This window comes from Streptomyces sp. NPDC052042 (assembly GCF_044548345.1).
GTDB lineage: Bacteria > Actinomycetota > Actinomycetes > Streptomycetales > Streptomycetaceae > Streptomyces.
In genome coordinates this window covers 310,003-336,033 of sequence record NZ_JBIUBU010000002.1, presented here as the reverse complement: position 1 = coordinate 336,033, position 26,031 = coordinate 310,003, and the positions used below count along the sequence as shown (strand labels likewise).

The window sequence follows — 26,031 nt, the reverse complement described above, 5'->3', positions numbered from 1 at the left end:
CTCCTAGCGCTTCTTGTTCGTCTTGCGGCGGCGGACGATGTACTTGTTGCTCGCCTTCTTGGGAGAACGAGTACGACCCTCCTTCTGACCCCACGGCGAGACCGGGTGGCGACCACCGGAGGTCTTGCCCTCACCACCACCGTGCGGGTGGTCAACCGGGTTCATCGCAACACCGCGGACGCTCGGGCGCACGCCCTTCCAGCGCATGCGGCCGGCCTTGCCCCAGTTGATGTTCGACTGCTCGGCGTTGCCGACCTCGCCGATGGTGGCGCGGCAGCGGGCGTCGACCAGACGGATCTCGCCCGACGGCATGCGGAGGTGGGCCATGGTGCCCTCCTTCGCCAGCAGCTGCACGGAGGCACCCGCGGAACGGGCGAACTTCGCGCCGCCGCCGGGCCGCAGCTCGATGGCGTGGATGGTCGTACCGACCGGGATGTTGCGCAGCGCCAGGTTGTTGCCGGGCTTGATGTCGGCGGCGGGGCCGTTCTCGACCCGGTCGCCCTGCACGAGGCCGCGCGGCGCGATGATGTAGCGCTTCTCGCCGTCCGCGTAGTGCAGGAGTGCGATGCGCGCGGTGCGGTTGGGGTCGTACTCGATGTGCGCGACCTTGGCCGGCACGCCGTCCTTGTCGTGACGACGGAAGTCGATCACGCGGTAGGCGCGCTTGTGGCCACCACCCTGGTGGCGAACGGTCACACGACCGGCGTTGTTACGGCCGCCCTTGTTGTGCAGAGGGCGGACCAGCGACTTCTCCGGCGTGGACCGCGTGATCTCGACAAAGTCGGCGACGCTGGAGCCACGACGGCCCGGGGTCGTCGGCTTGTACTTGCGGATACCCATTTCTCAGTCCTCGTCCGATTCCGGACGGTCAGACCGCCCTCAGGCGGTCGGACCGCCGAAGATGTCGATACGGTCGCCCTCGGCGAGGGTCACGATGGCGCGCTTGGTGTCGGCGCGCTTGCCGAAACCGGTGCGGGTGCGCTTGCGCTTGCCCTGCCGGTTGATCGTGTTGACCCCGGTGACCTTGACCGAGAAGACCGCTTCCACGGCCTGCTTGATCTGGGTCTTGTTGGAGCCCGGCGCGACGACGAACGTGTACTTGTTCTCGTCGAGCAGCGCGTAGCTCTTCTCCGACACGACCGGCTTGACGAGGATGTCACGCGGGTCCGTGAAGGTCTTGCTGGTAACGGTCGCCTCGCTCATCAGGCGTCGCTCCCTTCGGTCTCAGCGGTCTGGGGGCCAGACACGAAGGACTCGAAAGCCGCCTGGGTGAAGACCACGTCATCGGAGACGATCACGTCGTACGTGTTCAGCTGGCCCGGCTCCAGGATGTGCACCTGGGGCAGGTTGCGGGCGGACAGCCACGTGGCCTCGTCGGACCGCTCGGCGACCAGGAGCAGGTTCTTGCGCTCCGTGATCTTGCCGAACAGCGTCTTGGCGCCCTTGGTGGAGACGGTCCCGTCGACCACGCCGGTGACGACGTGGACACGGGAGTGACGGGCCCGGTCCGAGAGGGCACCGCGCAGGGCGGCGGCCTTCATCTTCTTCGGGGTCCGCTGCGAGTAGTCACGCGGCACGGGGCCGTGGACGACGCCACCGCCGGCGAACTGCGGCGCACGGGTCGAGCCCTGGCGGGCGCGGCCGGTGCCCTTCTGGCGGTACGGCTTCTTGCCACCACCGCGGACCTCGCCGCGGCTCTTGGTCTTGTGCGTGCCCTGACGGGCAGCCGCCAGCTGTGCGACAACGACCTGGTGGATCAGCGGAACGCTGGTCTTCGCGTCGAAGATCTCCGCGGGGAGCTCGACGGTCCCGGCCTTGTCGCCTGCCGGCGAAAGGATGTCAATGGTGCTCATCGGTTCCTCAGGCCCCCTTGGCCGCGGTACGGACCAGGACGAGGCCGCCGTTCGGACCGGGGACGGCTCCCTTGATGAGGAGCAGACCCTTCTCCGCGTCAACGGCGTGAACGGTCAGGTTCTGGGTGGTGACGCGCTCGTTGCCCATGCGGCCGGCCATGCGCGTGCCCTTGAAGACACGACCCGGGGTGGCGCAGCCACCGATCGAGCCGGGCATGCGGTGCACGCGGTGGGCACCGTGGGAGGCCTTGCCACCGTGGAAGTTGTGGCGCTTCATGGCACCGGCGAAGCCCTTGCCCTTGCTCTTGCCGGTGACGTCGACCTTCACGCCGGCCTCGAAGACCTCGGCGGTGATCTCCTGGCCGAGCGTGTACTCGGAGGCGTCGGCGGTGCGGAGCTCCACCAGGTGGCGGCGCGGGGTGACGTCGGCCTTGGCGAAGTGGCCCTTGAGGGGCTTGTTCACCTTGCGCGGGTCGATCTCGCCGAAGGCGATCTGGACCGACTCGTAGCCGTCGGTGTCGTTCGTACGGACCTGGGTCACGACGTTCGGGCCGGCCTTGACGACGGTCACCGGAACGACCCGGTTGTTCTCGTCCCAGACCTGCGTCATGCCGAGCTTCTCGCCCAGGATGCCCTTGATGTTCTTAGCCATCTCGCGCGTCACCTCAGAGCTTGATCTCGATGTCGACGCCCGCCGGCAGGTCGAGACGCATCAGCGAGTCAACCGTCTTCGGCGTGGGGTCGAGGATGTCGATGAGGCGCTTGTGCGTGCGCATCTCGAAGTGCTCGCGCGAGTCCTTGTACTTGTGCGGCGACTTGATGACGCAGTACACGTTCTTCTCAGTGGGCAGCGGCACCGGGCCTGCGACCGACGCACCCGTGCGGGTCACCGTCTCGACGATCTTCTTCGCCGAGGAGTCGATGACCTCGTGGTCGTAGGCCTTGAGCCGGATGCGGATCTTCTGTCCCGCCATGGCTACTAGTAGTCCTGTCTCTCGCTAACGCTCTGGAACCCGGTGGTTCCGTTTCCTTCTCCGACCCACGCGGTCGGGCGTGTCGCAACCCCTCTACGTGGAATTCCCTGGGGAACCTCTCGTAACTGAGGGGGTGCGGACCCAAGGGCCGCGCTGTGCTCCGTCAGGAGCGTCGGGGGTGAGACCCACCGGGTGCCTGGTCGGCGCCCCACTGACGCTTCCCGGAAGATTCCCGTACGTCCGACCCGCAGGGGGTCGACGAGTACTGTGGGACTCGCTTCCAGTCCTCCCGGCGGGAGGCGCGCAGCATTGACACTCAACCGAGCAACCTGAGCAGTGTGCCATACAGGCCATGAGCCTGGCCAATCGGGCCGAGGATCCTACCCCGCGCGCCCGTTCGGTCAAACGCGGACGCGCCCCGGACGTCGTGCCGGGCGTCCGCGACGGACGACTCCGGGCCCCGACGGCGGGCCATCGCGACGGCCGCGCGGCGCGGTGCCGGGCTGGGCCGTTCCGGTGTGGGGGCCGGGCCGACGGGCGGGGCGTTTTCGGTGCGCGGCATCGGGCCGTTCCGGCGTAAAACCGGTCGAGCGCCGACCCTTCCCGCCCCTACAGTGACCGGCCGGACACCCGTTCCCGCCGCCATCGTCCCTTGATGCCGCGTTCCCGCCCTCTCGCCGTCCCTCGATGTCGCGACCCCGCCGTTCCGCCATGCCGCCATCCCGCCGTCACCAGGGGCTCTCCTCATGCGTACGCACTATCCGCGCACCGGTCACCTGCCCTGGTCCCCCGGAGCGACCTCGGACGACGTACGGATCACGGGCCTCTCCGGGCTGGCCGGACGCGAGGTCGTCGTGACCGAGAAGCTGGACGGCGAGAACACCACGCTCTACGCGGACGGCCTGCACGCCCGCTCCCTCGACTCCGCCCACCACCCCTCGCGGGGCTGGGTGAAGGCGCTCCAGGGCCGGATCGGCTCCCGCATCCCGGCCGGGTGGCGGGTGTGCGGCGAGAACATGTTCGCCCGCCACTCCCTCCCGTACGACGATCTGGAGAGCTGGTTCTACGGGTTCTCCGTCTGGGACGGGGAACGCTGCCTGGACTGGGACCGGACGGTGGTCTTCCTGCGCGGCCTGGGGATACCGGTGCCGCGCGTGCTGTGGCGCGGGGTGTTCGACGCCCGCGCCGAGAAGGCCCTGCGGGCGCTGAGGCCGGACACCACGCGGCAGGAGGGGTACGTGGTGCGCCCCGTCGACGGCTTCGACGCAGCGGACTTCGGGCGCCTGGTGGCGAAGTGGGTGCGGCCCGGCCATGTACGGACCGATACGCACTGGATGCACTCCGCCGTGGTGGAGAACGGCCTCGCTCCGGCGGCGGCCCTCTGGGCCGTACGCTCCGGGGCGCCCGTGGACGCGGCGGCGCTGGCCGAGGCGTCGGGGGCGTCCGCGTGGGACGCCGGCGCCGCCGCCGCGACGGCCGACGCCCTGGACGCACTGGGCCGGACCGGCGACGACCGGCTGACCGGCGTGCTGGCCGCGCTGCTGCACCACGGTCGGCGGGCGGAACTGGCGCCCGCGCTGGCGCGGACGCTGGGCATGCCGGTGGCCCGCCGCGTCGCCGACCTCGTCGGACTGCACCCCGCACTGCACCGTCCGTACCCGGACGAGGAACGCCGCACCGGCCTGGCCCGGATGTCGTTCGCCGCCGATCTGGAGGTGCTGCACGCGCTGGCCGCCGCCGTCGCGGGGAGCGACGAGGAGCGCGAGCAGGTGGAGTGGTCGGCGCTGCACGCCCAGGACGTACGGGAACCCGCCGGACTGGACGAAGCGTTCACGGACCTGGACCCGGTGGCCGCCGACCGCTGCCGGGCGCAGGCCCGCGAGGCGTACGCCCTGGGCCGGATCACCACCGCCGACGAAGCGGTCGCCGCGACCTGGCGGTGGCGCGGCGGGGACTTCCCGCGCCTGGTCCATCTGGTCGGCCCGTCCGGCGGCGGCAAGAGCACCTTCGCTCGGGGTCTGCCGGACATGGACGCGTATCTGTCGCTGGACGACCTGCGTGAGGCGCGGGGCCCGCGCGCCGACCAGCGGGCCAACGGTGATGTGCTGCGCGAGGGCCTGGACCGGCTGGACGCCGCGCTCGCGGCGGGCGGCACGGTCGTCTGGGACGCCACCTCGCTCAACGGGCACCAGCGCTCCCTGGTGCACGCGGTGGCCCGGCGGCGGGACGCGCTGCTCACCCACGCCGTGACCGTGGTCGAAGGGGTGGAACTGGTCCGCCGCAACGGCCGCCGCGCCCACCCCGTACCGCCGGAGGTGCTGGCCGCGCAGCTGCGCCGGTACGTGCCCCCGTACCCGGGCCAGGCGCACCGCACCTGGTACGTCGGCGCGAGCGGGATGGTGGAGGACCGCGCGTAGCCGCATAGCCGCGCAGCCGCGTATCGGCGGTGGGGCAGAAGAACGACGGTCCGGCGGGAGAACGAGGAAGGGAACGGAGCACGCATGCGCACCAGCGAGGAGATCTACCACCGGGTCCGCTGGGACGCCCGGTTCGATCCGGCGCGCTTCGTGATGGGCGTGGCACAGCGCGGGAGGGAGCCGAAGCGGGTGCCACTCCCCCGGTTCACGCCCGGCGGCGAGATCCCCTGGCACCGGGTGCTGTTCATCGAGGCGGACGGCGAGGTGGTCTGGGACCGGGCGGCGGGGGTGGACCGGGTCGACGCGACGGACGCCGGGCGAGTGCGCGCCCCGCGTCGCCTGCCGTCCCCGTACTTCACCTCCCGCACGCCGCACGCGTACTCCGCTCCCCGGGGTTCCTGGGCGCCGGTGGAGCGAGCGCCGGTGGAGGGGGCACCGGTGGAGGGGACGCCGGTTGAGGGGAACGCGGCGCCGCTCCCCTCGTCCCCCTCAACGGGCCCCCTGGCATCCACGGGCCCCCTGACGGTGCTGACCTGGAACACCCTCTGGGACCGCTACGACAGCGACCGCATCGAGACCGCCCGGCGCCGCCCGCTGCTGCTGGACGCCCTGCGCGCGGCGGATGCGGACGTCATCGCGCTCCAGGAGGCCGAGCCCGCCCTGCTCGCCCTGCTGCTGGACGCCGCCTGGCTCCGCGAGCGGTACACGTTCTGGGCCGATCCGGGCGGCCGGGACGTCGCCGACTGTGGTCTGCTGCTGCTCAGCAGGCTCCCGGTGCGGGAGGCGGGGCTGCACGAACTGGGCCCGCACAAGGCGGTCGCCGCCGTCGTGGTGGAGAGCGGGGCGGGGCCGGTCACGGTCGCGGTCACCCATCTCAGCAGCGACCACTCGCCGAACGGCGCGGACCGCCGGGACGCCGAACTGACCGATCTGGCCACGGGGTTGGCGGCCGTCGAGGGCGAGGTACTGCTGCTCGGCGACTTCAACGACGGCGGGGACACCCCGCAGCAGCGGCTGGGCATGGCGGACGCCTGGAGCCGGGTGCACGGCGCGGCGGACCGCACGCCGACCTTCGACCCGTCGGTCAACCCGCTGGCCGCCGTCGCCTCGCTGTCGGGCCGGGCCTCCCGGCTGGACCGGGTCCTGGTCCGCTCGGAGCGGTGGCGCCCGACGTCGGCGGTGCTGCTGGGCGATGTGCCGACCCCGGACGGGCTGTACGTCTCGGACCACTTCGGGGTGCGGGTCGAGCTGGCCACAGGGGCGGCCCGGGACGACGAGCGTTCAGCGGCTGACGAGGCCGACGAGGCGGTCGACGAGGAACGGCCGACCGACGAGGCGTTGGCCGCCGACGAAGCGTTGGCGGCCGAGGTCGTCCGCCGGGTGACGGCCGCCCTGCCGGAGGCCCGGGTCCACCTGGTGGGCTCGCGCCGGATGGGCTGTGCGCTGCCCGGCGCGGATGTGGACCTGGTCGCGGCGCTGCCGGGCGACGGGGACGCTGTGGGCGACGGGGAGGCGGCGCGCGACGGGAACAGGGCAGGCGACAGGGGCCTGTCGGGTGCCGCCGTACGGGAACGGCTGGTCGCTGCACTGCCGGACGCCTTCGACGTACGCGAAGTGACCGGCGCCCGGGTGCCCGGTCTGCGCTTCGGCGTCGGCGGTCTGCGGGTGGACCTGGTGACCGTCCCGACCGGGGCTCTTCCGCCGGCCAAGGCGGTGGACCGCCGCGCCGAACTGGGCGGCACGGCGGCCAGGGCGCTCAGCGCGGTGAGCGACGCGGACGCGGTGCTCGCGGCGGCGGACCCGCACCGGGCCGCGTTCGCCGGACTGGCCCGCGAGGTCAAGGCGTGGGCGCGGGCGCGCGGCCTGGACTCCGCCCCGTGCGGCGGGCTGCCGGGCCTGGCCTGGTCGGTCCTCGCGGCCCGTACCGCGCACGACTCGGGCGACCTGCCGCCGCTCCCCCTGCTCCGGCACTTCTTCGCGACCTGGGCGGTCCGGGACTGGGACCACCCGGTCGGCGTCGGGGAGATCAAGGGGAGCCCAGGCGCTGTTCAGCAGCCGCTGACCGTGCTGACCCCGACCGCCCCCGTGCGTTCCTGCACCACGCAGGTCTCGGCGGCGAGCCGCGACCTCGTCGCCGAGGAGTTGTTCCGCGCCTGGGAGATCCTGGAGTCCGCCCCCGACACCGCCCCCGTGCCGCGCGCCCTGCTCCGCGCCCGGCCGCCCCTGCACCGACGGCACACCGCCTGGGCGCTCGTCTCCGTACGGCGGGGCGAGGGCGAGGGCCGCTTCCGGGGCCGGATCCTGGCCCTGCTCGCCGCCCTCGCGGAGGCGGGCGCGCCGGACGCCCACGCCTGGCCCCGCCCGTGCGGCGCCGACGCGTCCCAGGTGCGGTACGCGATCGGCCTGGGCCGCACCCCGCCCGACGCGGCCCGCCTGGCGGAGATCGGCGGCGAGCTGCTGCGCGGGCTGCCCGAGGCCCACCTCACCCGCGCGAGCGAGGCGCCGGCTCTGCGGTGAGCACCGGATCAGCAGTGAGACCGGCGGACCGTCCGGGAGTTCACCGTTCCGCCCTCCCCCGTCCGTCGAGGCGCCAGGCTCGCCCGTCCCATCGCAGGATGATCCGGGCCGAAAGCGACCTCGTACCGCGACCGCTCCACCGGGTCGCGGAAACCCACGACGCGGTGAGCCGCGTCCCCGTGCTCCACGACGCATAAGGCTTTGAAAGAACCTGGGAAAACACCCTCCCCACCCACACCCGACCCCGTCCCATACTCATCACTCGCGCGGGTGACACAGGGCAACTGGGCTGGATTTCACGCGTGTTCGCTGGCTTATGCTCGCCGCGACAACCCCAGAAACGCGACGGCCCCCGACGAGACTCGCACTCTCAGCCGGGGGCCTGACCACCGAGGAAGAAGAGACCTTCCTGATGGATACCCCGCAGGTTACCGCGCCCCCGTGCCCCCCGCCCCCCGTACCCGGAGACAGGGCACCGTCGTCCGGCGTCATCCACGTCAACTTCCGGCATGCCGCGGGCTACACCGTCATCGGCAACCACCTCGCCCAGCACCGCGGCCTCTCCCTCACCGCGATCGGGCTCGCCACCCACATCCAGTCGCTCCCCGCCGGAGTCAGGATCGGCATCAAGCGCCTCGCCGAACGCTTCCCCGAGAGCGAGACCCGCATCGCCGCCGCCCTGCGCGAGCTCGAAGCCCACGGCTACCTCCACCGCAGCCGCGTACGCCTCGCCGACGGCCGTATCGTCACCCGCACCGTCTCGTACAACCAGCCCGGCGCCACCGCCCACTCCCTCACGGTCCCTCGACCCCGGACCGCTCCCGGCAAGCCGGCCCCACGGCCCACGCCCACACCGGCACCCGCGTCCGCACCCCCACCGGCCCCCACGTCCGCACCCGAACCACACCCCGGCCCCTCCACCGCCGTCATCCCCGCCCCGGCACCCGCACCCGGCGTCGCCCCCGCAACACCCCCGGCCTCCGCACCGCAGCCGCACCCCACCTCCGCCGCGCGCACCACACCGCCTCCGCCGCTGCCCCAGCCGCAGAAGTTCACTCCGGAGCTTCAGCGCACGGCCACCGCGCTCCTCGCCGACCTCCGCCGCCACGCACCCGGGCTCACCCTCTCCGGAAGCGATGTCGCCGCCCTCGCCCCCGGCGTCGCCACCTGGCTCGAACGCGACGCCCACCCCGACGCGATCCGCCACACGCTCACCGCCGACCTCCCCAACCCCCTGAAACACCCGGCCAGGCTCCTCCGCCACCGGATCACCGCACTCCTGCCACCCCCACTCCCCGGCGCCGCAGAGCTCACCCCGCCCCGCCACGGCGTCGTCATCACCCCGCTCCAGAACTGCGACACCTGCGACCGCGCCTTCCGCGCCGCCGACCCCGGTCGCTGCCGCGACTGCCGCGACCGCCCCACCAAGCAGGCAGCCCCGCACAGAGCAGCCTGACGAGACCACCGGCCGCTCCGCCCTCGACGACAGGCGTGGTGCCGCGCTGCGGTACGGCTCTCAGCCGAGCGGCCGGCCCTGCTCGCCGCCCTCGCGGAGGCGGGCGCGTCGGAGCCTCGATTGCCCGACCTCCTCCGGGCCCCAGCGCGCTGGACAGCGATGACAGCCGAAAGGTAGAACTCCTGTTCGTCAACCCGGGCGCAGCAGTGGTCACGGCACCACCCCCACCAACCCTCGCCTCACCCGCCCCACCGCTCCCCCACCGGCCCCGCGACCGACCGACGTCGAGGGCCGAAGCCCGGCGGAGCATTCATCGGCATCAGGGAGCGGGAATTCATGAGCAGCACTGCGGCGCCGCCGCCCGAGGGCGGCGACACGCCCTCCGACGAGGAGTGGGCGGAGTTCCTGCGGCAGGCGGAGAGCGGGGCGGGGCGGCAAGGGGCACCCAAGGAGCCGTCCGCGCGGGCCCGCATGGTCACCGCCCGCTTGCGGGAGCTGGACGAGGAGGCCGCCTCCCGGTCTCGTGGCAGGAAACTGCCATGGCGGAAGAAGCCCCCGGTGGCAGGCGCCTGGCAGCCGGAGGGCTGGCGGACCGGACCCGAGTGGCAGCAGCGGGGCGGCGGGCGGAAGCGGAGCGGCTTCACGTCGGTCCTGGCCGTCGTTCTTGTGGCGGCCCTGGCCCTGGTGGCGGTACGGCCGAGCCTGCTGACGGACCATCTGCCATGGCAGGATTCCGACAGCGCCGCGCCTCCGTCCCCGCTGCCCCCGGAGACCGCCCGCCCCACGTCGGCGCCCGCCGATGGGCCGACGCCCGACCGCCCCACGCTCGCCGAACCGTTCCGGGGCTCGCCCGCGCTCCGCTGGGCCGACGGCGCGGACGGCATCGAGGTGCCCCCGGCGAAGGCGGTCGGCGGGATGAGCGAGCAGCAGGTGGCGCACGCCCTGGCCACGATGAAGAAGCTCCTGGTGGGAGCGAACCTCACCCCGGCCACCCTGCGCGGGGAATCGCCCGAGGCGGCGCTCGACCTCCTCGAACCCCGCCAGAAGGACATCCAGGACGAGTTCCGAAAGGCGCTGAAGCGCCCCACCAAGGACCATGACCCGCTGGCGCTGTTCACCCGCTTCGACCCCCGGGAGGTCCGGCTCGTGGGCGACGTGGTCAAGACCCGGGGCCGGATGACCTTCGAGGCGGGTGAACCCGGCTCGGTCGAGGTGCACGCCGACTACAGCTTCGTCTATCCCGTACGCAAGGTGTCGTCGGACTCGCTCGAACGCTCGCTGGTGCGCAGGCAGTTGACATTGGTGCTGTACGACCCCGCACGTTACCGGGTGACGGCGGGCAAGCCCGCCGTGACGGAACTCGACTACCGGCTCTACAACTCGGCCTGCGACGTGTACGACGGCTACGTCCACCCGCAGTTCCCCGACGACGCCCCCGCCCCGGATGCCACGGGCTCGGCATCGGACCCGTACGACCGCGGCGCACCCCTGTCCACCGACCCCGACAGGGAGGAATGCGGCACGGTCACCCGCACCTGACCCGCCGTCCCGAGGCCGTGACGCGGGCCCAGGCCGGCCAGGGCCCGGACGATCCAGGCAACCCACCCCGTGCGATCTCCGTCTATCCCGCCGCAGCAGCGGTGATACCCCCGCGACCTGCGTGAACCGGTACGCAGCACCGGGCCCGTCGGCAGGCCGCTGCGCAGAGGGCGGACGGAGCACGGCGTGATGGATCGACGCGTACCGGATCGGCGCGTACCAGGTCGGCGCATGGCGGAGCGGCACCCGACCGATCACCCCGCGGACCCGCCCCGGCCCGCCGCCTCGTCCGCGTTGCCGCGCCGCGCCCTGCGGCTTCAGCGGCTACGGCCCCGTCGCCGCGGCCGGCCCGGCCCACTCCCCCGTCCTGCTCGGACGCACCGGCAAGGGCCTGGTCCAGCTCCGTACGCCCCGCGGCGTCTCGGTACGGAAGCACGGCCCCGTCCCCCTCGACGCCCCGGCCCTGCGCGTCGGCGAGGACGGCCACCCGGTGGTCGCGGCCCTGGGCGTCGACGCCCACCCCTGGCTCTGGCGCCCCTGACCTGCGGACCCGCAACACCGAAGGGCCCCCGGTCCACCGCTTGCGCGGCGGGCCGGGGGCCCTTCTTGGTGCTCGGTGCGGAGCAACCAGGTCAGACAGTCAAGTACGTGAAGTACTTACTTGACGATCTTGGTGACCTGGCCGGCGCCCACGGTCCGGCCACCCTCACGGATGGCGAACTTCAGGCCCTCCTCCATGGCGACCGGCTGGATCAGCTGGACGGACATGGTGGTGTTGTCGCCCGGCATGACCATCTCGGTGCCCTCGGGGAGGGTCACGACGCCGGTCACGTCCGTGGTACGGAAGTAGAACTGCGGGCGGTAGTTGTTGAAGAACGGGGTGTGGCGGCCACCCTCGTCCTTCGACAGGATGTAGGCCTGGGCCTCGAAGTCGGTGTGCGGCGTGACCGAACCCGGCTTGATGATGACCTGGCCGCGCTCGACGTCCTCGCGCTTGATGCCACGGAGGAGGAGACCGACGTTCTCACCGGCCTGGCCCTCGTCGAGCAGCTTGCGGAACATCTCGATGCCGGTGACCGTGGTGGTGGTCTTCTCCGGACGGATACCGACGATGTCGACGGTCTCGTTGACCTTGAGGACACCACGCTCGATACGACCGGTGACGACGGTGCCACGACCGGTGATCGTGAAGACGTCCTCGATCGGCATCAGGAACGGCTTGTCGACGTCGCGCTCGGGCTGCGGGATCGCCTCGTCGACGGCCTTCATCAGGTCGAGGACGGTCTGGCCCCACTCCTTGTCGCCCTCAAGGGCCTTGAGCGCGGAGACCTTGACGACCGGAACGTCGTCGCCCGGGAACTCGTACTCGGAGAGGAGCTCACGCACCTCGAGCTCGACGAGCTCCAGGATCTCCTCGTCGTCCACCATGTCGGCCTTGTTCAGGGCGACGACGATGTACGGAACGCCGACCTGGCGGGCCAGGAGCACGTGCTCCTTGGTCTGCGGCATCGGGCCGTCGGTGGCGGCGACCACGAGGATGGCGCCGTCCATCTGCGCCGCACCGGTGATCATGTTCTTGATGTAGTCAGCGTGACCCGGGCAGTCCACGTGAGCGTAGTGGCGCTGCTCCGTCTGGTACTCGACGTGCGAGATCGAGATGGTGATACCGCGCTGGCGCTCTTCGGGAGCCTTGTCGATCATGTCGAACGCCGAGGCCTGGTTGAGCTCCGGGTACGCGTCGTGCAGCACCTTGGTAATGGCGGCCGTGAGGGTCGTCTTACCGTGGTCGATGTGACCGATGGTGCCGATGTTGACGTGCGGCTTAGTCCGCTCGAACTTCGCCTTCGCCACTGGGTCCTCCTGTGGAGTGGTTCTGTACGCCTTGCTTCATCGGCGCCAGGTGATCTTTGCTGGGATGCCGGGGCCGGGGGTATTCGACGCATTGCTTGCGCTATGCGCGGAATACCCCACTGAGCTCCGGTGACAAGCCTAAAGCGTGAACTCGAGAGAGTTACTCGCCCTTGGCCTTCGCGATGATCTCCTCGGCGACGTTCCGCGGAACCTCGGCGTAGGAGTCGAACTGCATCGAGTAGCTTGCGCGACCCGAGGTCTTGCTACGGAGGTCTCCGACGTAGCCGAACATCTCCGAAAGGGGCACGAGGCCCTTCACGACGCGAGCGCCGTGGCGCTCCTCCATGGCCTGGATCTGGCCACGTCGGGAGTTGATGTCACCGATGACATCACCCATGTAGTCCTCGGGCGTGGTGACCTCGACGGCCATCATCGGCTCAAGGAGTACGGGGGACGCCTTGCGCGCGGCCTCCTTGAAGGCCTGCGAACCGGCGATCTTGAAGGCCAGCTCCGAGGAGTCGACCTCGTGGTAGCCACCGTCGAGCAGCGTCACGCGGACGCCCGTCATCTCGTAGCCGGCCAGGATGCCGAACTGCATGGCCTCCTGCGCGCCCGCGTCCACCGAGGGGATGTACTCCTTGGGGACACGACCGCCGGTGACCTTGTTGACGAACTCGTACGAGGCCTCGCCGCTCTCGATCGGCTCGATCGCGATCTGCACCTTGGCGAACTGACCGGTACCACCGGTCTGCTTCTTGTGGGTGTAGTCGACGCGCTCGACCGCCTTGCGGATGGTCTCGCGGTACGCGACCTGCGGCTTGCCGACGTTCGCCTCGACGCGGAACTCGCGCTTCATGCGGTCGACGAGCACTTCGAGGTGCAGCTCGCCCATACCACCGATGATGGTCTGGCCGGTCTCCTCGTCGGAGTGCACCTGGAAGGACGGGTCCTCCTCGGAGAGGCGCTGGATGGCGACACCCAGCTTCTCCTGGTCGCCCTTGGACTTGGGCTCGATGGCGACCTGGATGACCGGCGCCGGGAAGTCCATGGACTCCAGGATCACCGGCGACTTGTCGTCGCAGAGCGTCTCACCGGTGGTGGTCTGCTTCAGGCCCATGACGGCGATGATGTCGCCGGCGCCCACCGAGGCGATCTCCTCACGCTTGTTCGCGTGCATGCGGTAGATCTTGCCGATGCGCTCCTTCTTGCCCTTGACGGAGTTCAGCACCTGCGTGCCGGACTCCAGGCGGCCCGAGTAGACCCGGACGAAGGTGAGCTTGCCGAGGTGCGGGTCGCTCATGATCTTGAACGCCAGCGCCGCGAGGGGCTCCTCGTCGGACGGCCTGCGCTCGATGGCGACCTCGGGGTCCTTGACGTCGTGGCCCTCGATGGCCTCGACGTCCAGGGGGGAGGGCAGGTAGCGCACGACAGCGTCGAGCAGGGGCTGGACGCCCTTGTTCTTGAACGCCGTACCGCAGAACACCGGGGTGACGGTCGTCTCGGCGTCCTTGCCCGAGTTGATGGTGATGCGGCGGACCGCGGCGTGGAGCTGCTCCTCGGTGGGCTCCTGGCCCTCCAGGTAGAGCTCCATGACCTCTTCGTCGTACTCGGCGACGGACTCCACGAGCTTGCCGCGCCACTCCTCGGCGGCCTCGGCGAGCTCGGCCGGGATGTCGACGACGTCGTACGCCTCGCCCTTGGTCGCTTCCACGGGGTAGACGAGCGCCTTCATCGTCACGAGGTCGACGACACCCGTGAAGTCGGCCTCGGCACCGATCGGGAGCTGCATCACGATCGGGGTCGCACCGAGGCGGTCCGTGATCATGCCGACGCAGCGCAGGAAGTCGGCGCCGGTGCGGTCGAGCTTGTTGACGAAGCAGATACGCGGAACGCCGTAGCGGTCCGCCTGGCGCCACACGGTCTCGGACTGCGGCTCGACGCCCGCCACACCGTCGAACACGGTGACGGCGCCGTCGAGGACGCGGAGCGAACGCTCCACCTCGACGGTGAAGTCGACGTGACCCGGCGTGTCGATGATGTTGATGGTGTGGTCAACATCGCCGAGCGGCCAGTGGCAGGTCGTCGCGGCGGACGTGATCGTGATGCCGCGCTCCTGCTCCTGCTCCATCCAGTCCATCGTGGCGGAACCCTCGTGGGTCTCGCCGATCTTGTACGAAACGCCGGTGTAGAACAGGATCCGCTCGGTGGTGGTCGTCTTGCCCGCGTCGATGTGGGCCATGATCCCAATGTTGCGGACCTTGGCCAGGTCAAGCGAAGTGGTGGCCATAAGGCTCAATCTTCTCTCGGTCTCGATGTGGGTAGCGACTACCAGCGGTAGTGCGCGAAGGCCTTGTTGGACTCGGCCATCTTGTGGGTGTCCTCGCGCTTCTTGACAGCCGCGCCAAGACCGTTGGACGCGTCGAGCAGCTCGTTCATGAGGCGCTCGGTCATGGTCTTCTCACGACGGGCGCGGGAGTAACCCACGAGCCAGCGCAGCGCGAGCGTGGAGGCACGGCCGGGCTTGACCTCGATCGGCACCTGGTAGGTGGCGCCACCGACGCGGCGGGACTTGACCTCCAGCGAGGGCTTGACGTTCTCAAGCGCGCGCTTCAGCGTGATGACCGGGTCGTTGCCGGTCTTCTCGCGGAGACCCTCCATGGCGCCGTACACGATCCGCTCGGCGGTGGAACGCTTGCCGTTGAGCAGGATCTTGTTGATCAGCGAGGTGACAAGAGGAGAACCGTAGACCGGGTCGACGATGACCGGGCGCTTCGGGGCGGGGCCCTTACGAGGCATTCTTACTTCTCCTTCTTGGCGCCGTAGCGGCTGCGGGCCTGCTTGCGGTTCTTGACACCCTGGGTGTCGAGCGAACCGCGGATGATCTTGTAACGAACACCCGGCAGGTCCTTCACACGGCCACCACGCACGAGCACGATGGAGTGCTCCTGCAGGTTGTGTCCCTCACCCGGGATGTAGGCCGTGACCTCGATACCGGAGGTCAGACGCACACGCGCGACCTTACGGAGTGCCGAGTTCGGCTTCTTCGGGGTGGTCGTGAACACACGCGTGCAGACGCCACGACGCTGGGGCGAACCCTCGAGAGCGGGCGTCTTGTTCTTTTCGACCTTGTCCTGCCGGCCCTTACGGACCAGCTGCTGGATCGTAGGCACTACTTCTCCGGTTTCTGTGTGCCGATCGTCAAACTAACCTGGAACGTCACCGACCCACGCGGTCGGGTGTGTCGAATCCTGCAGGCCACTGCCGCAAGGACAGGACAGGCGCAGATTGCGGCGGCCATCGACGGAATCGATATGCGGCTGAAGACACGCACACGAGTCCTAGGCACACCCCAGGCACAAGGTCTGAGCGTACCTACCTCGTCGACTCCGGTCAAAACAAATGCGTCTCACCGACCCGCCGGGGGCCATTCGCTCATCCAACGGGGTCGAATCTTCACAGAGCGCAATGGTGGGCCCGGACAGGCGCTTGCGCGGGGCTCAGCCCATTCCGTTCAAGAGGGTTCCGAATCAACGGAAGGGCCTCCCGGCCCTTCGGCCGATTGGATCTTCCCTTCCGGGCGAGCGCGTCCGGAAGGGGGCGGAAGGGAATCCCACAGATGAATTCCGCTCTTTCCATGAGGCATCCGGGTCACGGGTATCGGTGCCGGACGAACCGGGCGGACAGGAGCCGAGGAATTCCGGGAAGCCCGCCGAAGAGCCCGCATCATGCGATCGTGCCCGGAGCGTGCGGGAACCGGTTCGGCTCAATCACGCGACGGCCTTCCGCGCCTCTTCCGGCCGCCTCGCCGGGAAGGCCCCCGGGAGAGAGCGGCTCACGTACGGGGCGATGGGGTACGCGCTCCGCGGCGTCACCGAGGCGATGGCCGGCGCGGTCGGGGCGGCGCCCTCCCGTCCCCCGCGGCATCGACAGCGCCGCCGCCCCGACACGCCGGAGGGCGGCCACCCCGCGCAAACGGGATGACCGCCCTCCGGTCGTTCAGGCGACTCGCCTCTTACTGGTTGTACGGACCGTAGTCGTAGTCCTCCAGCGGAACGGCCTGGCCGGAGCCCGTACCGAACGGCGAGTAGTCGATGTCGTCGTAGCCGACGGCCGAGTACATCGCGGCCTTGGCCTCCTCGGTCGGCTCCACCCGGATGTTGCGGTAGCGGGACAGGCCCGTACCGGCCGGGATGAGCTTACCGATGATGACGTTCTCCTTGAGGCCGATGAGGCTGTCGGACTTGGCGTTGATCGCCGCGTCCGTCAGGACTCGGGTCGTCTCCTGGAAGGAGGCGGCCGACAGCCAGGACTCCGTCGCCAGCGAGGCCTTGGTGATACCCATCAGCTGCGGACGGCCGGAGGCGGGGTGACCGCCCTCGGTGACCACACGACGGTTCTCGGTCTCGAACCGCGAACGCTCGACGAGCTCGCCCGGCAGCAGTTCCGCGTCGCCGGACTCGATGATCGTCACGCGGCGGAGCATCTGCCGGATGATGATCTCGATGTGCTTGTCGTGGATCGACACGCCCTGCGAGTTGTAGACCTTCTGGACCTCGCCGACCAGGTGGACCTGGACCGCGCGCTGGCCGAGGATGCGGAGCACGTCGTGCGGGTTGGTGGCACCCACGGTGAGCTTCTGGCCCACCTCGACGTGGTCGCCCTCGCCCACCAGCAGACGGGCACGCTTCGAGATCGGGAAGGCCGTCTCGTCGCTGCCGTCGTCCGGGGTGACGACGAGCTTCTTGGTCTTCTCCGTCTCCTCGATGCGGACGCGGCCGGCCGCCTCCGAGATCGGGGCGACACCCTTGGGCGTACGGGCCTCGAAGAGCTCGACGACACGCGGCAGACCCTGGGTGATGTCGTCACCGGCCACACCACCGGTGTGGAAGGTACGCATCGTCAGCTGGGTACCGGGCTCACCGATGGACTGGGCGGCGATGATGCCGACCGCCTCGCCGATGTCGACCAGCTTGCCGGTGGCGAGCGAGCGCCCGTAGCAGAAGGCACAGGTGCCGACCGCGGACTCGCAGGTCAGGACCGAGCGGGTCTTCACCGTCTCGACGCCCGCGGCGACCAGCTGGTCGATCAGGACGTCACCGAGGTCCACATTGGCCGGCGCGATGACCTTGCCGTCGACGACGACGTCCTCGGCGAGCATGCGGGCGTAGACCGAGGTCTCGACGTTCTCCGTCTTGCGGAGCACGCCGTCGGCCTCCCTGTCGGCGATCCGCAGCTTCAGGCCGCGGTCGGTGCCGCAGTCCTCCTCGCGAATGATCACGTCCTGCGAGACGTCCACCAGACGACGGGTCAGGTAACCCGAGTCGGCGGTACGCAGGGCGGTGTCCGCCAGACCCTTACGGGCACCGTGCGTGGCGATGAAGTACTCCAGCACGGACAGGCCCTCGCGGAAGGACGCCTTGATCGGACGCGGGATCGTCTCGTTCTTCGCGTTCGACACCAGACCACGCATACCCGCGATCTGCCGCATCTGCATCATGTTCCCTCGGGCACCCGAGTTCACCATCATGAAGATGGGGTTGGTCTTGGGGAAGTTCTCGGTCATGGCCTCGGCGACCTCGTTGGTCGCCTTGGTCCAGATCGCGATGAGCTCCTGCGTGCGCTCGTCCTTGGTGATCAGACCGCGCTCGTACTGCTTCTGGACCTTCTCGTCCTGCGCCTCGTAGCCGTGGACGATCGCCTTCTTCGCCTCGGGCACGATGACGTCGGAGATGGCCACGGTGACACCGGAACGGGTCGCCCAGTAGAAGCCCGCCGCCTTCAGGTTGTCGAGCGTCGCCGCCACGATGACCTTGGGGTAGCGCTCGGCGAGGTCGTTGACGATCTCGGAGAGCTGCTTCTTGCCGACCGAGTAGTCGACGAACGGGTAGTCCTCGGGCAGCAGCTCGTTGAAGAGCGCGCGGCCCAGGGTCGTGCTCAGCCGGAAGGAGTCGCCCGGCTGGAACTCCGGCTCGCCCTCCTCGGCGACCGGCGGCACCCAGCCGCGCGGCGGGATGGTGCCCACCGGGAAGCGGATGTCGATCTGCGACTGGAGCGACAGCTCGCGGGCGTCGAAGGCCATGATCGCCTCGGCCGTGGAGCCGAAGGAACGGCCCTGTCCGAGGACGTCGCGCTCCTCCCCGTCCGTGGTGAGGAAGAACAGGCCCAGCACCATGTCCTGGGTCGGCATGGTGACCGGACGGCCGTCGGCCGGCTTGAGGATGTTGTTCGAGGACAGCATCAGGATGCGGGCCTCGGCCTGCGCCTCCGCGGAGAGCGGCAGGTGGACGGCCATCTGGTCACCGTCGAAGTCCGCGTTGAACGCGGTGCAGACGAGCGGGTGGATCTGGATGGCCTTGCCCTCGACCAGCTGCGGCTCGAAGGCCTGGATGCCGAGGCGGTGCAGCGTGGGCGCACGGTTCAGCAGCACCGGGTGCTCGGCGATGACCTCTTCGAGGACGTCGTACACCACGGTGCGACCGCGCTCGACCATGCGTTTGGCCGACTTGATGTTCTGCGCGTGGTTCAGGTCGACCAGGCGCTTCATCACGAACGGCTTGAAGAGCTCCAGCGCCATGGCCTTCGGCAGACCGCACTGGTGCAGCTTGAGCTGCGGGCCGACGACGATCACGGAACGCGCCGAGTAGTCGACGCGCTTGCCGAGCAGGTTCTGGCGGAAGCGGCCCTGCTTGCCCTTGAGCATGTCGCTGAGGGACTTCAGCGGGCGGTTGCCGGGACCCGTGACCGGGCGACCGCGGCGGCCGTTGTCGAAGAGGGCGTCAACGGCCTCCTGAAGCATGCGCTTCTCGTTGTTGACGATGATCTCGGGCGCGCCGAGGTCGAGAAGCCGCTTCAGACGGTTGTTGCGGTTGATCACACGGCGGTACAGGTCGTTCAGGTCGGAGGTCGCGAAGCGGCCACCGTCCAGCTGCACCATCGGACGCAGGTCCGGCGGGATGACCGGCACGCAGTCGAGCACCATGCCCTTGGGCTTGTTGCTGGTCTGCAGGAACGCGGAGACGACCTTGAGGCGCTTGAGCGCACGGGTCTTCTTCTGGCCCTTGCCGGTACGGATGATCTCGCGGAGCCTCTCGGCCTCTTCGTCCAGGTCGAAGGACTCCAGGCGCTTCTGCAGGGCGGCGGCGCCCATGCAGCCGTCGAAGTACGTGCCGAAGCGGTCGCGCAGCTCGCGGTAGAGCAGCTCGTCGCCCTCCAGGTCCTGGACCTTGAGGTTCTTGAAGCGGTTCCACACCTCGTCGAGGCGGTCGATCTCGCGCTGCGCGCGATCGCGCAGCTGCTTCATCTCGCGCTCGGCGCCCTCGCGCACCTTGCGGCGCGCGTCGGCCTTGGCGCCCTCGGCCTCCAGCTCGGCCAGGTCGGTCTCGAGCTTCTTGGCGCGGGCCTCCAGATCGGCATCGCGGCGGTTCTCGATCTGCTGGCGCTCGACGGAGACGTGCGCCTCCAGCGAGGGCAGGTCGCGGGTACGGCGCTCCTCGTCCACGTACGTGATCATGTACGCGGCGAAGTAGATGACCTTCTCCAGGTCCTTCGGCGCCAGGTCGAGCAGGTAGCCCAGGCGCGACGGGACGCCCTTGAAGTACCAGATGTGGGTGACGGGAGCGGCGAGCTCGATGTGGCCCATGCGCTCGCGGCGCACCTTGGCGCGCGTGACCTCGACGCCGCAGCGCTCACAGATGATGCCCTTGAAGCGGACACGCTTGTACTTGCCGCAGTAGCACTCCCAGTCCCGGGTCGGACCGAAGATCTTCTCGCAGAAGAGTCCGTCCTTTTCGGGCTTGAGCGTGCGGTAGTTGATGGTCTCCGGCTTCTTCACTTCGCCGTGCGACCAGGTCCGGATGTCGTCCGCGGTGGCGAGGCCGATCCGCAGCTCGTCGAAGAAGTTGACGTCGAGCACTTGTCGTCAATCCCTCTTTCGGGGGTTCGAGCCCCCTCGCGTCAGGCGAGAAATATGGGGCACTTCAGCAATGGTCTGAACGGGTCCGGGGAGAGCCGGCCGGACACGAGGGGTCCGGCCGGCCAACCCGTCAGACCTCTTCGACGCTGCTCGGCTCGCGCCGGGACAGGTCGATACCGAGCTCCTCCGCCGCGCGGAAGACGTCCTCGTCCGTGTCGCGCATCTCGATGGACATGCCGTCGGAGGACAGCACCTCCACGTTGAGGCAGAGCGACTGCATTTCCTTGATGAGCACCTTGAAGGACTCGGGGATGCCGGGCTCGGGGATGTTCTCGCCCTTGACGATGGCCTCGTAGACCTTCACGCGGCCGGTCACGTCGTCGGACTTGATCGTCAGGAGCTCCTGGAGGGCGTATGCGGCGCCGTAAGCCTCAAGGGCCCACACCTCCATCTCACCGAAGCGCTGACCACCGAACTGCGCCTTACCACCCAGCGGCTGCTGGGTGATCATCGAGTACGGACCCGTCGAACGCGCGTGCAGCTTGTCGTCGACGAGGTGGTGCAGCTTGAGGATGTACATGTAGCCGACCGAGACCGGGTCCGGGAACGGCTCGCCGGAGCGGCCGTCGAACAGCTTGGCCTTGCCGGAGGGCTGCACCAGGCGGTCGCCGTCGCGGTTCGGGATCGTGGCGTCGAAGAGGCCGGAGATCTCGTCCTCGCGCGCACCGTCGAAGACGGGGGTGGCGACGTTGGTGCCGGGGGCGACCCGGTCGGCGCCGATGGACTGCAGGCGCTTGGCCCACTCGTCGGCGAGGCCGGAGACGTCCCAGCCGCGGCTGGCGAGCCAGCCGAGGTGGATCTCCAGGACCTGTCCCGGGTTCATTCGGGACGGGACGCCCAGCGGGTTGAGGATGATGTCGACGGGGGTGCCGTCCTCCAGGAACGGCATGTCCTCGATCGGCAGGATCTTCGAGATGACGCCCTTGTTGCCGTGGCGGCCGGCGAGCTTGTCACCGTCGGTGATCTTGCGCTTCTGCGCGACGTAGACGCGGACCAGCTGGTTCACGCCCGGCGGCAGCTCGTCGCCCTCCTCGCGGTCGAAGACGCGGACGCCGATGACCTTGCCGATCTCGCCGTGCGGCACCTTCAGCGAGGTGTCGCGGACCTCGCGCGCCTTCTCACCGAAGATCGCGCGGAGCAGGCGCTCCTCGGGGGTCAGCTCGGTCTCGCCCTTGGGCGTGACCTTACCGACGAGGATGTCGCCGGCGACGACCTCGGCACCGATGCGGATGATGCCGCGCTCGTCGAGGTCGGCGAGGACCTCCTCGGAGACGTTCGGGATGTCCCGGGTGATCTCCTCGGGGCCGAGCTTGGTGTCACGGGCGTCGACCTCGTGCTCCTCGATGTGGATCGAGGAGAGGACGTCGTCCTGCACGAGGCGCTGCGACAGGATGATCGCGTCCTCGTAGTTGTGACCCTCCCACGGCATGAACGCCACGAGCAGGTTCTTGCCCAGGGCCATCTCGCCGTTCTCGGTGGCCGGGCCGTCGGCGAGGACCTGGTCGGCGACGACCCGGTCGCCCTCGGAGACGATGACCTTCTGGTTGACCGAGGTGCCCTGGTTGGAGCGCATGAACTTGGCGATGCGGTACGTGGTGTACGTGCCGTCGTCGTTCGTCACGGTGATGTAGTCCGCGGAGACCTCCTGGACCACACCGTCCTTCTCGGCCTTCAGCACGTCACCGGCGTCGGTGGCGCAGCGGTACTCCATGCCGGTGCCGACGAGCGGGGCCTCGGACTTGATGAGCGGCACCGCCTGCCGCATCATGTTCGCCCCCATGAGGGCGCGGTTGGCGTCGTCGTGCTCCAGGAAGGGGATCATCGCGGTCGCGACGGACACCATCTGGCGCGGCGAGACGTCCATGTAGTCGACCTCGGCCGGCGGCACGTAGTCGACCTCGCCGCCGCGGCGGCGGACCAGGACGCGGGGCTCGACGAAGCGCAGCTCCTCGGAGAGGGTCGCGTTCGCCTGCGCGATGACGAAGCGGTCCTCCTCGTCGGCGGTGATGTAGTCGACCTCGTCGGTGACCTGACCGTCGACGACCTTGCGGTACGGCGTCTCGATGAAGCCGAACGCGTTCACCCGGCCGTACGAGGCGAGCGAACCGATCAGACCGATGTTCGGGCCTTCGGGGGTCTCGATCGGGCACATGCGTCCGTAGTGGGACGGGTGCACGTCACGGACCTCGAAGCCGGCCCGCTCACGGGAGAGACCACCCGGGCCGAGCGCGGACAGACGGCGCTTGTGCGTCAGCCCGGACAGCGGGTTGTTCTGGTCCATGAACTGGGACAGCTGGCTGGTGCCGAAGAACTCCTTGATGGAGGCGACGACCGGCCGGATGTTGATCAGGGTCTGCGGCGTGATCGCCTCGACGTCCTGGGTCGTCATGCGCTCGCGCACGACGCGCTCCATACGGGCCAGACCCGTGCGGACCTGGTTCTGGATGAGCTCGCCGACGTTGCGCAGGCGGCGGTTGCCGAAGTGGTCGATGTCGTCGGTCTCGACGACGATCGTGCGGCCGGACTCCCCGATCGTCTCGGTCTCACCGGCGTGCAGCTGCACCAGGTACTTGATGGTGGCGATGACGTCGTCGGTGGTGAGCACGCCGGCGTCCAGCGGCTCGTCGGCGCCGAGCTTCTTGTTGACCTTGTAGCGGCCGACCTTCGCGAGGTCGTAGCGCTTCGGGTTGAAGTAGAGGTTCTCCAGCAGCGTCTGGGCGGCCTCGCGCGTGGGCGGCTCGCCCGGACGGAGCTTGCGGTAGATGTCGAGCAGCGCGTCGTCCTGGCCCTGGGTGTGGTCCTTCTCCAGGGTGGCGCGCATGGACTCGTACTCGCCGAACTCCTGGAGGATCTGCTCGGTGGTCCAGCCGAGCGCCTTCAGCAGGACGGTGACGGACTGCTTGCGCTTGCGGTCGATGCGGACACCGACCATGTCACGCTTGTCGATCTCCATCTCCAGCCAGGCACCCCGGGAGGGGATGATCTTGGCGGAGAAGATGTCCTTGTCGGACGTCTTGTCGATGGACGAGTCGAAGTAGACACCCGGCGAACGGACGAGCTGCGAGACGACGACGCGCTCGGTGCCGTTGATGACGAAGGTGCCCTTGTTCGTCATGAGCGGGAAGTCGCCCATGAAGACCGTCTGGGACTTGATCTCACCGGTCTCGTTGTTGGTGAACTCCGCCGTGACGAAGAGCGGGGCGGCGTACGTGAAGTCGCGCTCCTTGCACTCGTCGATCGAGTTCTTCGGGGGCTCGAAGCGGTGGTCGCGGAACGTCAGCGACATCGACCCGGAGAAGTCCTCGATCGGGGAGATCTCCTCGAAGATTTCCTCCAGTCCGGACTTGGTGGGGACGTCTTGTCCACTCTCCAGAGCAGCCTCGACGCGAGCCTTCCAGGCGGCGTTGCCGAGGAGCCAGTCGAAGCTCTCGGTCTGCAGCGCGAGGAGGTTCGGAACCTCGAGGGGCTCCCTGATCTTTGCAAAGGAGATGCGCAGCGGGGCGGTGCTGGCACCGTTGTTCGTATTCGCGGTCGAGGCGTTGCGCGAGGCGGCCAAGAGGGGGTCCTTCCGAGGGCTCGGACTCACTACGCGCGTACCGGTCCCCCGCCGGACGCCGAAACGGTCGGTTCCTGACTCCGGTCGGAAAAGGCCAGGTCAGAGACAATTGATCGTCGGTGCTCAAGCGAGGGCATGCCCCTGGTGACGGGCAGGGGGCAGCTAACAGGCAGCGCAAAGGGACAGTGTAGCCAAACGGCACACTGATGTCCAGTGAGGGTTCTCAGAAACCCACGTTGCTCGCACCAGTTGTTCTCAACACCTATTGGTCCCGCGCGTGCTGCGCTCTTCTTTACTGCCCGCTTCGGCCACGATCCATGCCTCGGATTCGGATCGATGTGCTGACGCGTCCTGAGAATCGCGCGCCGCGTGCCGTTCGTCAAGGCCCCTTGCCGGGGGTCGCGCCCCGGCGGCCTTCCGACGACGGGCGGCCGTCCCCGCGAGGCAACGGCGATGATCACCATACTCGTCAACGCCGGAAGAGCAAGGCGGCGGCTCGGGTACGCCGAAGGGCGACCACCCCGACGGGTGATCGCCCTTCGTCATGCGGTCTCCGCACCGTTACGGCGCGAGCACCGAAAGGAGTCTGCCGACTCCCGGGGTCACTTGACCTCGACAGCGGCGCCGGCACCCTTGAGGGCCTCGGCAGCCTTGTCCGCGGCCTCCTTGTTGACCTTCTCGAGGACGGGCTTCGGGGCACCGTCGACGAGGTCCTTGGCCTCCTTCAGACCCAGGGAGGTCAGCTCGCGCACGACCTTGATGACCTGGATCTTCTTGTCGCCGGCGCCGGTGAGGATGACGTCGAACTCGTCCTTCTCCTCGGCGGCCTCGGCCGGGGCACCCGGGGCGCCCGGGGCCGCGACGGCGACCGCGGCGGCGGCAGCGGTGACGTCGAACTTCTCCTCGAAGGCCTTCACGAACTCGGAGAGCTCGATGAGGGTCATCTCCTCGAACTGCGCGAGCAGGTCTTCCTGGCTGAGCTTCGCCATGATGGGCGATCCTTCCACTAATTCGGCTGGTGCCGGATGTACATGTCTGGCGGGCATACGTGCGGCCCGCTCTGACCGCAGCCTCGGGCAGCGGTCAATGTGCGAGCCGAGTTACTCGGCACCGCCCTGCTCGTCCTGCTTGGCGCGCAGCGCGTCCACGGTGCGGACGAGCTTCGACGGGAGCGCCTGGAAGACCTGAGCAGCCTGGGTCTGCTTGCCCTTGAAGGCGCCCGCCAGCTTGGCGAGCAGAACCTCGCGGGACTCGAGGTCCGCGAGCTTCTTGATCTCGTCGGCGGACAGCGCCTTGCCGTCAAGGACACCGCCCTTGATGACGAGGTTGGGGTTCTCCTTGGCGAAGTCACGAAGACCCTTTGCCGACTCCACCGGGTCACCGGTGATGAAGGCGACCGCCGTCGGACCCGCGAACAGGTCGTCGAGCGAGTCGATCCCGGCCTCGTTGGCCGCAATCTTGGTCAGCGTGTTCTTCACCACGGCGTACTGGGCGTTCTCACCGAGCGAACGGCGCAGCTCCTTGAGCTGGGCCACGGTGAGACCCCGGTACTCGGTCAGCACGGCGGCGTTCGAGCTGCGGAACTGGTCCGTCAGCTCGGCTACCGCGGCAGCCTTGTCGGGCCTTGCCATGAGGGTCGGCCTCCTTCCGGGTGATGAGGACCGCTCAGAAGGGGCCGGGAAAGACGAACGCCCCGGCGCTGGCGCCAGGGCGTAGCTCGACCGAAAAAATCCGGGAGCTCTCCACAGTCACCTGCGCGGGTCGTCCGTACTCGACGGATCCTTCGGCCACCGTCCCCCTTGCGAGGACACGGCAACGACCAGCGGTCTTTGGCTTCTGTGAGAGAGTACGCGACCGGTGTCGCACCGGGCAAATCCGCCCGTCCCCGCGAGGGTA

At 69.3% G+C, this 26,031-nt stretch carries 17 protein-coding genes; 4 read left to right on the top strand and 13 right to left on the bottom strand.

The features are described 5' to 3' along the window. Window positions 1–3: 3 nt before the first annotated feature. From rplB to rpsJ, 5 genes are read right to left on the bottom strand one after another with little or no spacing between them, the layout of a single operon-like run. On the bottom strand, window positions 4–840 hold the full coding sequence (gene rplB, locus ACIHCL_RS06720) for a 50S ribosomal protein L2 (protein WP_399857675.1): 837 nt from the start codon (window positions 838–840) through the stop codon (window positions 4–6). A gap of 39 nt (window positions 841–879) precedes the next feature. Then, window positions 880–1,203, bottom strand: a complete 324-nt coding sequence (gene rplW / locus ACIHCL_RS06715) for a 50S ribosomal protein L23 (protein WP_399857673.1) — start codon at window positions 1,201–1,203, stop codon at window positions 880–882. Continuing rightward, on the bottom strand, window positions 1,203–1,853 hold the full coding sequence (gene rplD / locus ACIHCL_RS06710; RefSeq protein ID WP_399857671.1) for a 50S ribosomal protein L4: 651 nt from the start codon (window positions 1,851–1,853) through the stop codon (window positions 1,203–1,205). The genes rplW and rplD overlap by 1 nt, the downstream gene beginning before the upstream one ends. A gap of 7 nt (window positions 1,854–1,860) precedes the next feature. After that, a complete protein-coding gene (gene rplC, locus ACIHCL_RS06705; RefSeq protein ID WP_399857668.1) occupies window positions 1,861–2,505 on the bottom strand; it encodes a 50S ribosomal protein L3 in 645 nt (214 codons plus the stop codon). 13 nt (window positions 2,506–2,518) lie between these two features. Continuing rightward, window positions 2,519–2,827: a 30S ribosomal protein S10 gene (rpsJ, locus tag ACIHCL_RS06700; protein WP_003948644.1), complete on the bottom strand. Its 309-nt coding sequence runs from the start codon at window positions 2,825–2,827 to the stop codon at window positions 2,519–2,521. Window positions 2,828–3,573: 746 nt separating this feature from the next. Here rpsJ and ACIHCL_RS06695 point away from each other — a divergent pair. The 4 genes from ACIHCL_RS06695 to ACIHCL_RS06680 all read left to right on the top strand — a co-directional run bounded on the left by ACIHCL_RS06695 (window position 3,574) and on the right by ACIHCL_RS06680 (window position 10,756). Continuing rightward, a complete protein-coding gene (locus tag ACIHCL_RS06695; protein WP_399857665.1) occupies window positions 3,574–5,244 on the top strand; it encodes an RNA ligase family protein in 1,671 nt (556 codons plus the stop codon). Between the two features lie 84 nt (window positions 5,245–5,328). Next, complete coding sequence (locus ACIHCL_RS06690; RefSeq protein WP_399857662.1) at window positions 5,329–7,761, top strand: poly(A) polymerase; 2,433 nt, start codon at window positions 5,329–5,331, stop codon at window positions 7,759–7,761. Between the two features lie 412 nt (window positions 7,762–8,173). Beyond that, window positions 8,174–9,217, top strand: coding sequence for a helix-turn-helix domain-containing protein (locus tag ACIHCL_RS06685; protein ID WP_399857659.1), 1,044 nt, complete (start codon window positions 8,174–8,176; stop codon window positions 9,215–9,217). Window positions 9,218–9,553: 336 nt separating this feature from the next. Further along, window positions 9,554–10,756, top strand: a complete 1,203-nt coding sequence (locus tag ACIHCL_RS06680) for a hypothetical protein (RefSeq protein WP_399857657.1) — start codon at window positions 9,554–9,556, stop codon at window positions 10,754–10,756. A 657-nt stretch (window positions 10,757–11,413) separates the two neighbouring features. Here the strand turns inward: ACIHCL_RS06680 and tuf are convergent. The 8 genes from tuf to rplJ all read right to left on the bottom strand — a co-directional run bounded on the left by tuf (window position 11,414) and on the right by rplJ (window position 25,766). Beyond that, window positions 11,414–12,607, bottom strand: a complete 1,194-nt coding sequence (gene tuf / locus ACIHCL_RS06675; RefSeq protein WP_399857655.1) for an elongation factor Tu — start codon at window positions 12,605–12,607, stop codon at window positions 11,414–11,416. A gap of 160 nt (window positions 12,608–12,767) precedes the next feature. Then, on the bottom strand, window positions 12,768–14,894 hold the full coding sequence (fusA, locus tag ACIHCL_RS06670) for an elongation factor G (RefSeq protein ID WP_399857652.1): 2,127 nt from the start codon (window positions 14,892–14,894) through the stop codon (window positions 12,768–12,770). 38 nt (window positions 14,895–14,932) lie between these two features. Next, window positions 14,933–15,403 carry a 30S ribosomal protein S7 gene (rpsG, locus tag ACIHCL_RS06665; protein ID WP_399857649.1) on the bottom strand — a complete coding sequence of 157 codons (471 nt, stop codon included), beginning with the start codon at window positions 15,401–15,403 and terminating at the stop codon, window positions 14,933–14,935. Between the two features lie 2 nt (window positions 15,404–15,405). Further along, complete coding sequence (gene rpsL, locus ACIHCL_RS06660; RefSeq protein WP_003948652.1) at window positions 15,406–15,777, bottom strand: 30S ribosomal protein S12; 372 nt, start codon at window positions 15,775–15,777, stop codon at window positions 15,406–15,408. A gap of 842 nt (window positions 15,778–16,619) precedes the next feature. After that, the gene (locus ACIHCL_RS06655) at window positions 16,620–20,519 is read right to left on the bottom strand and encodes a DNA-directed RNA polymerase subunit beta' (RefSeq protein ID WP_399857646.1); all 3,900 of its coding nucleotides are present in this window, start codon (window positions 20,517–20,519) and stop codon (window positions 16,620–16,622) included. 130 nt (window positions 20,520–20,649) lie between these two features. Next, a complete protein-coding gene (gene rpoB, locus ACIHCL_RS06650; protein ID WP_399857643.1) occupies window positions 20,650–24,135 on the bottom strand; it encodes a DNA-directed RNA polymerase subunit beta in 3,486 nt (1,161 codons plus the stop codon). A 602-nt stretch (window positions 24,136–24,737) separates the two neighbouring features. Next, entirely contained in the window at window positions 24,738–25,124 is a 387-nt protein-coding gene (gene rplL / locus ACIHCL_RS06645; protein ID WP_399857641.1) for a 50S ribosomal protein L7/L12, read from the bottom strand. Between the two features lie 111 nt (window positions 25,125–25,235). Further along, complete coding sequence (rplJ, locus tag ACIHCL_RS06640; protein WP_399857638.1) at window positions 25,236–25,766, bottom strand: 50S ribosomal protein L10; 531 nt, start codon at window positions 25,764–25,766, stop codon at window positions 25,236–25,238. Between the last annotated feature and the right edge of the window lie 265 nt (window positions 25,767–26,031).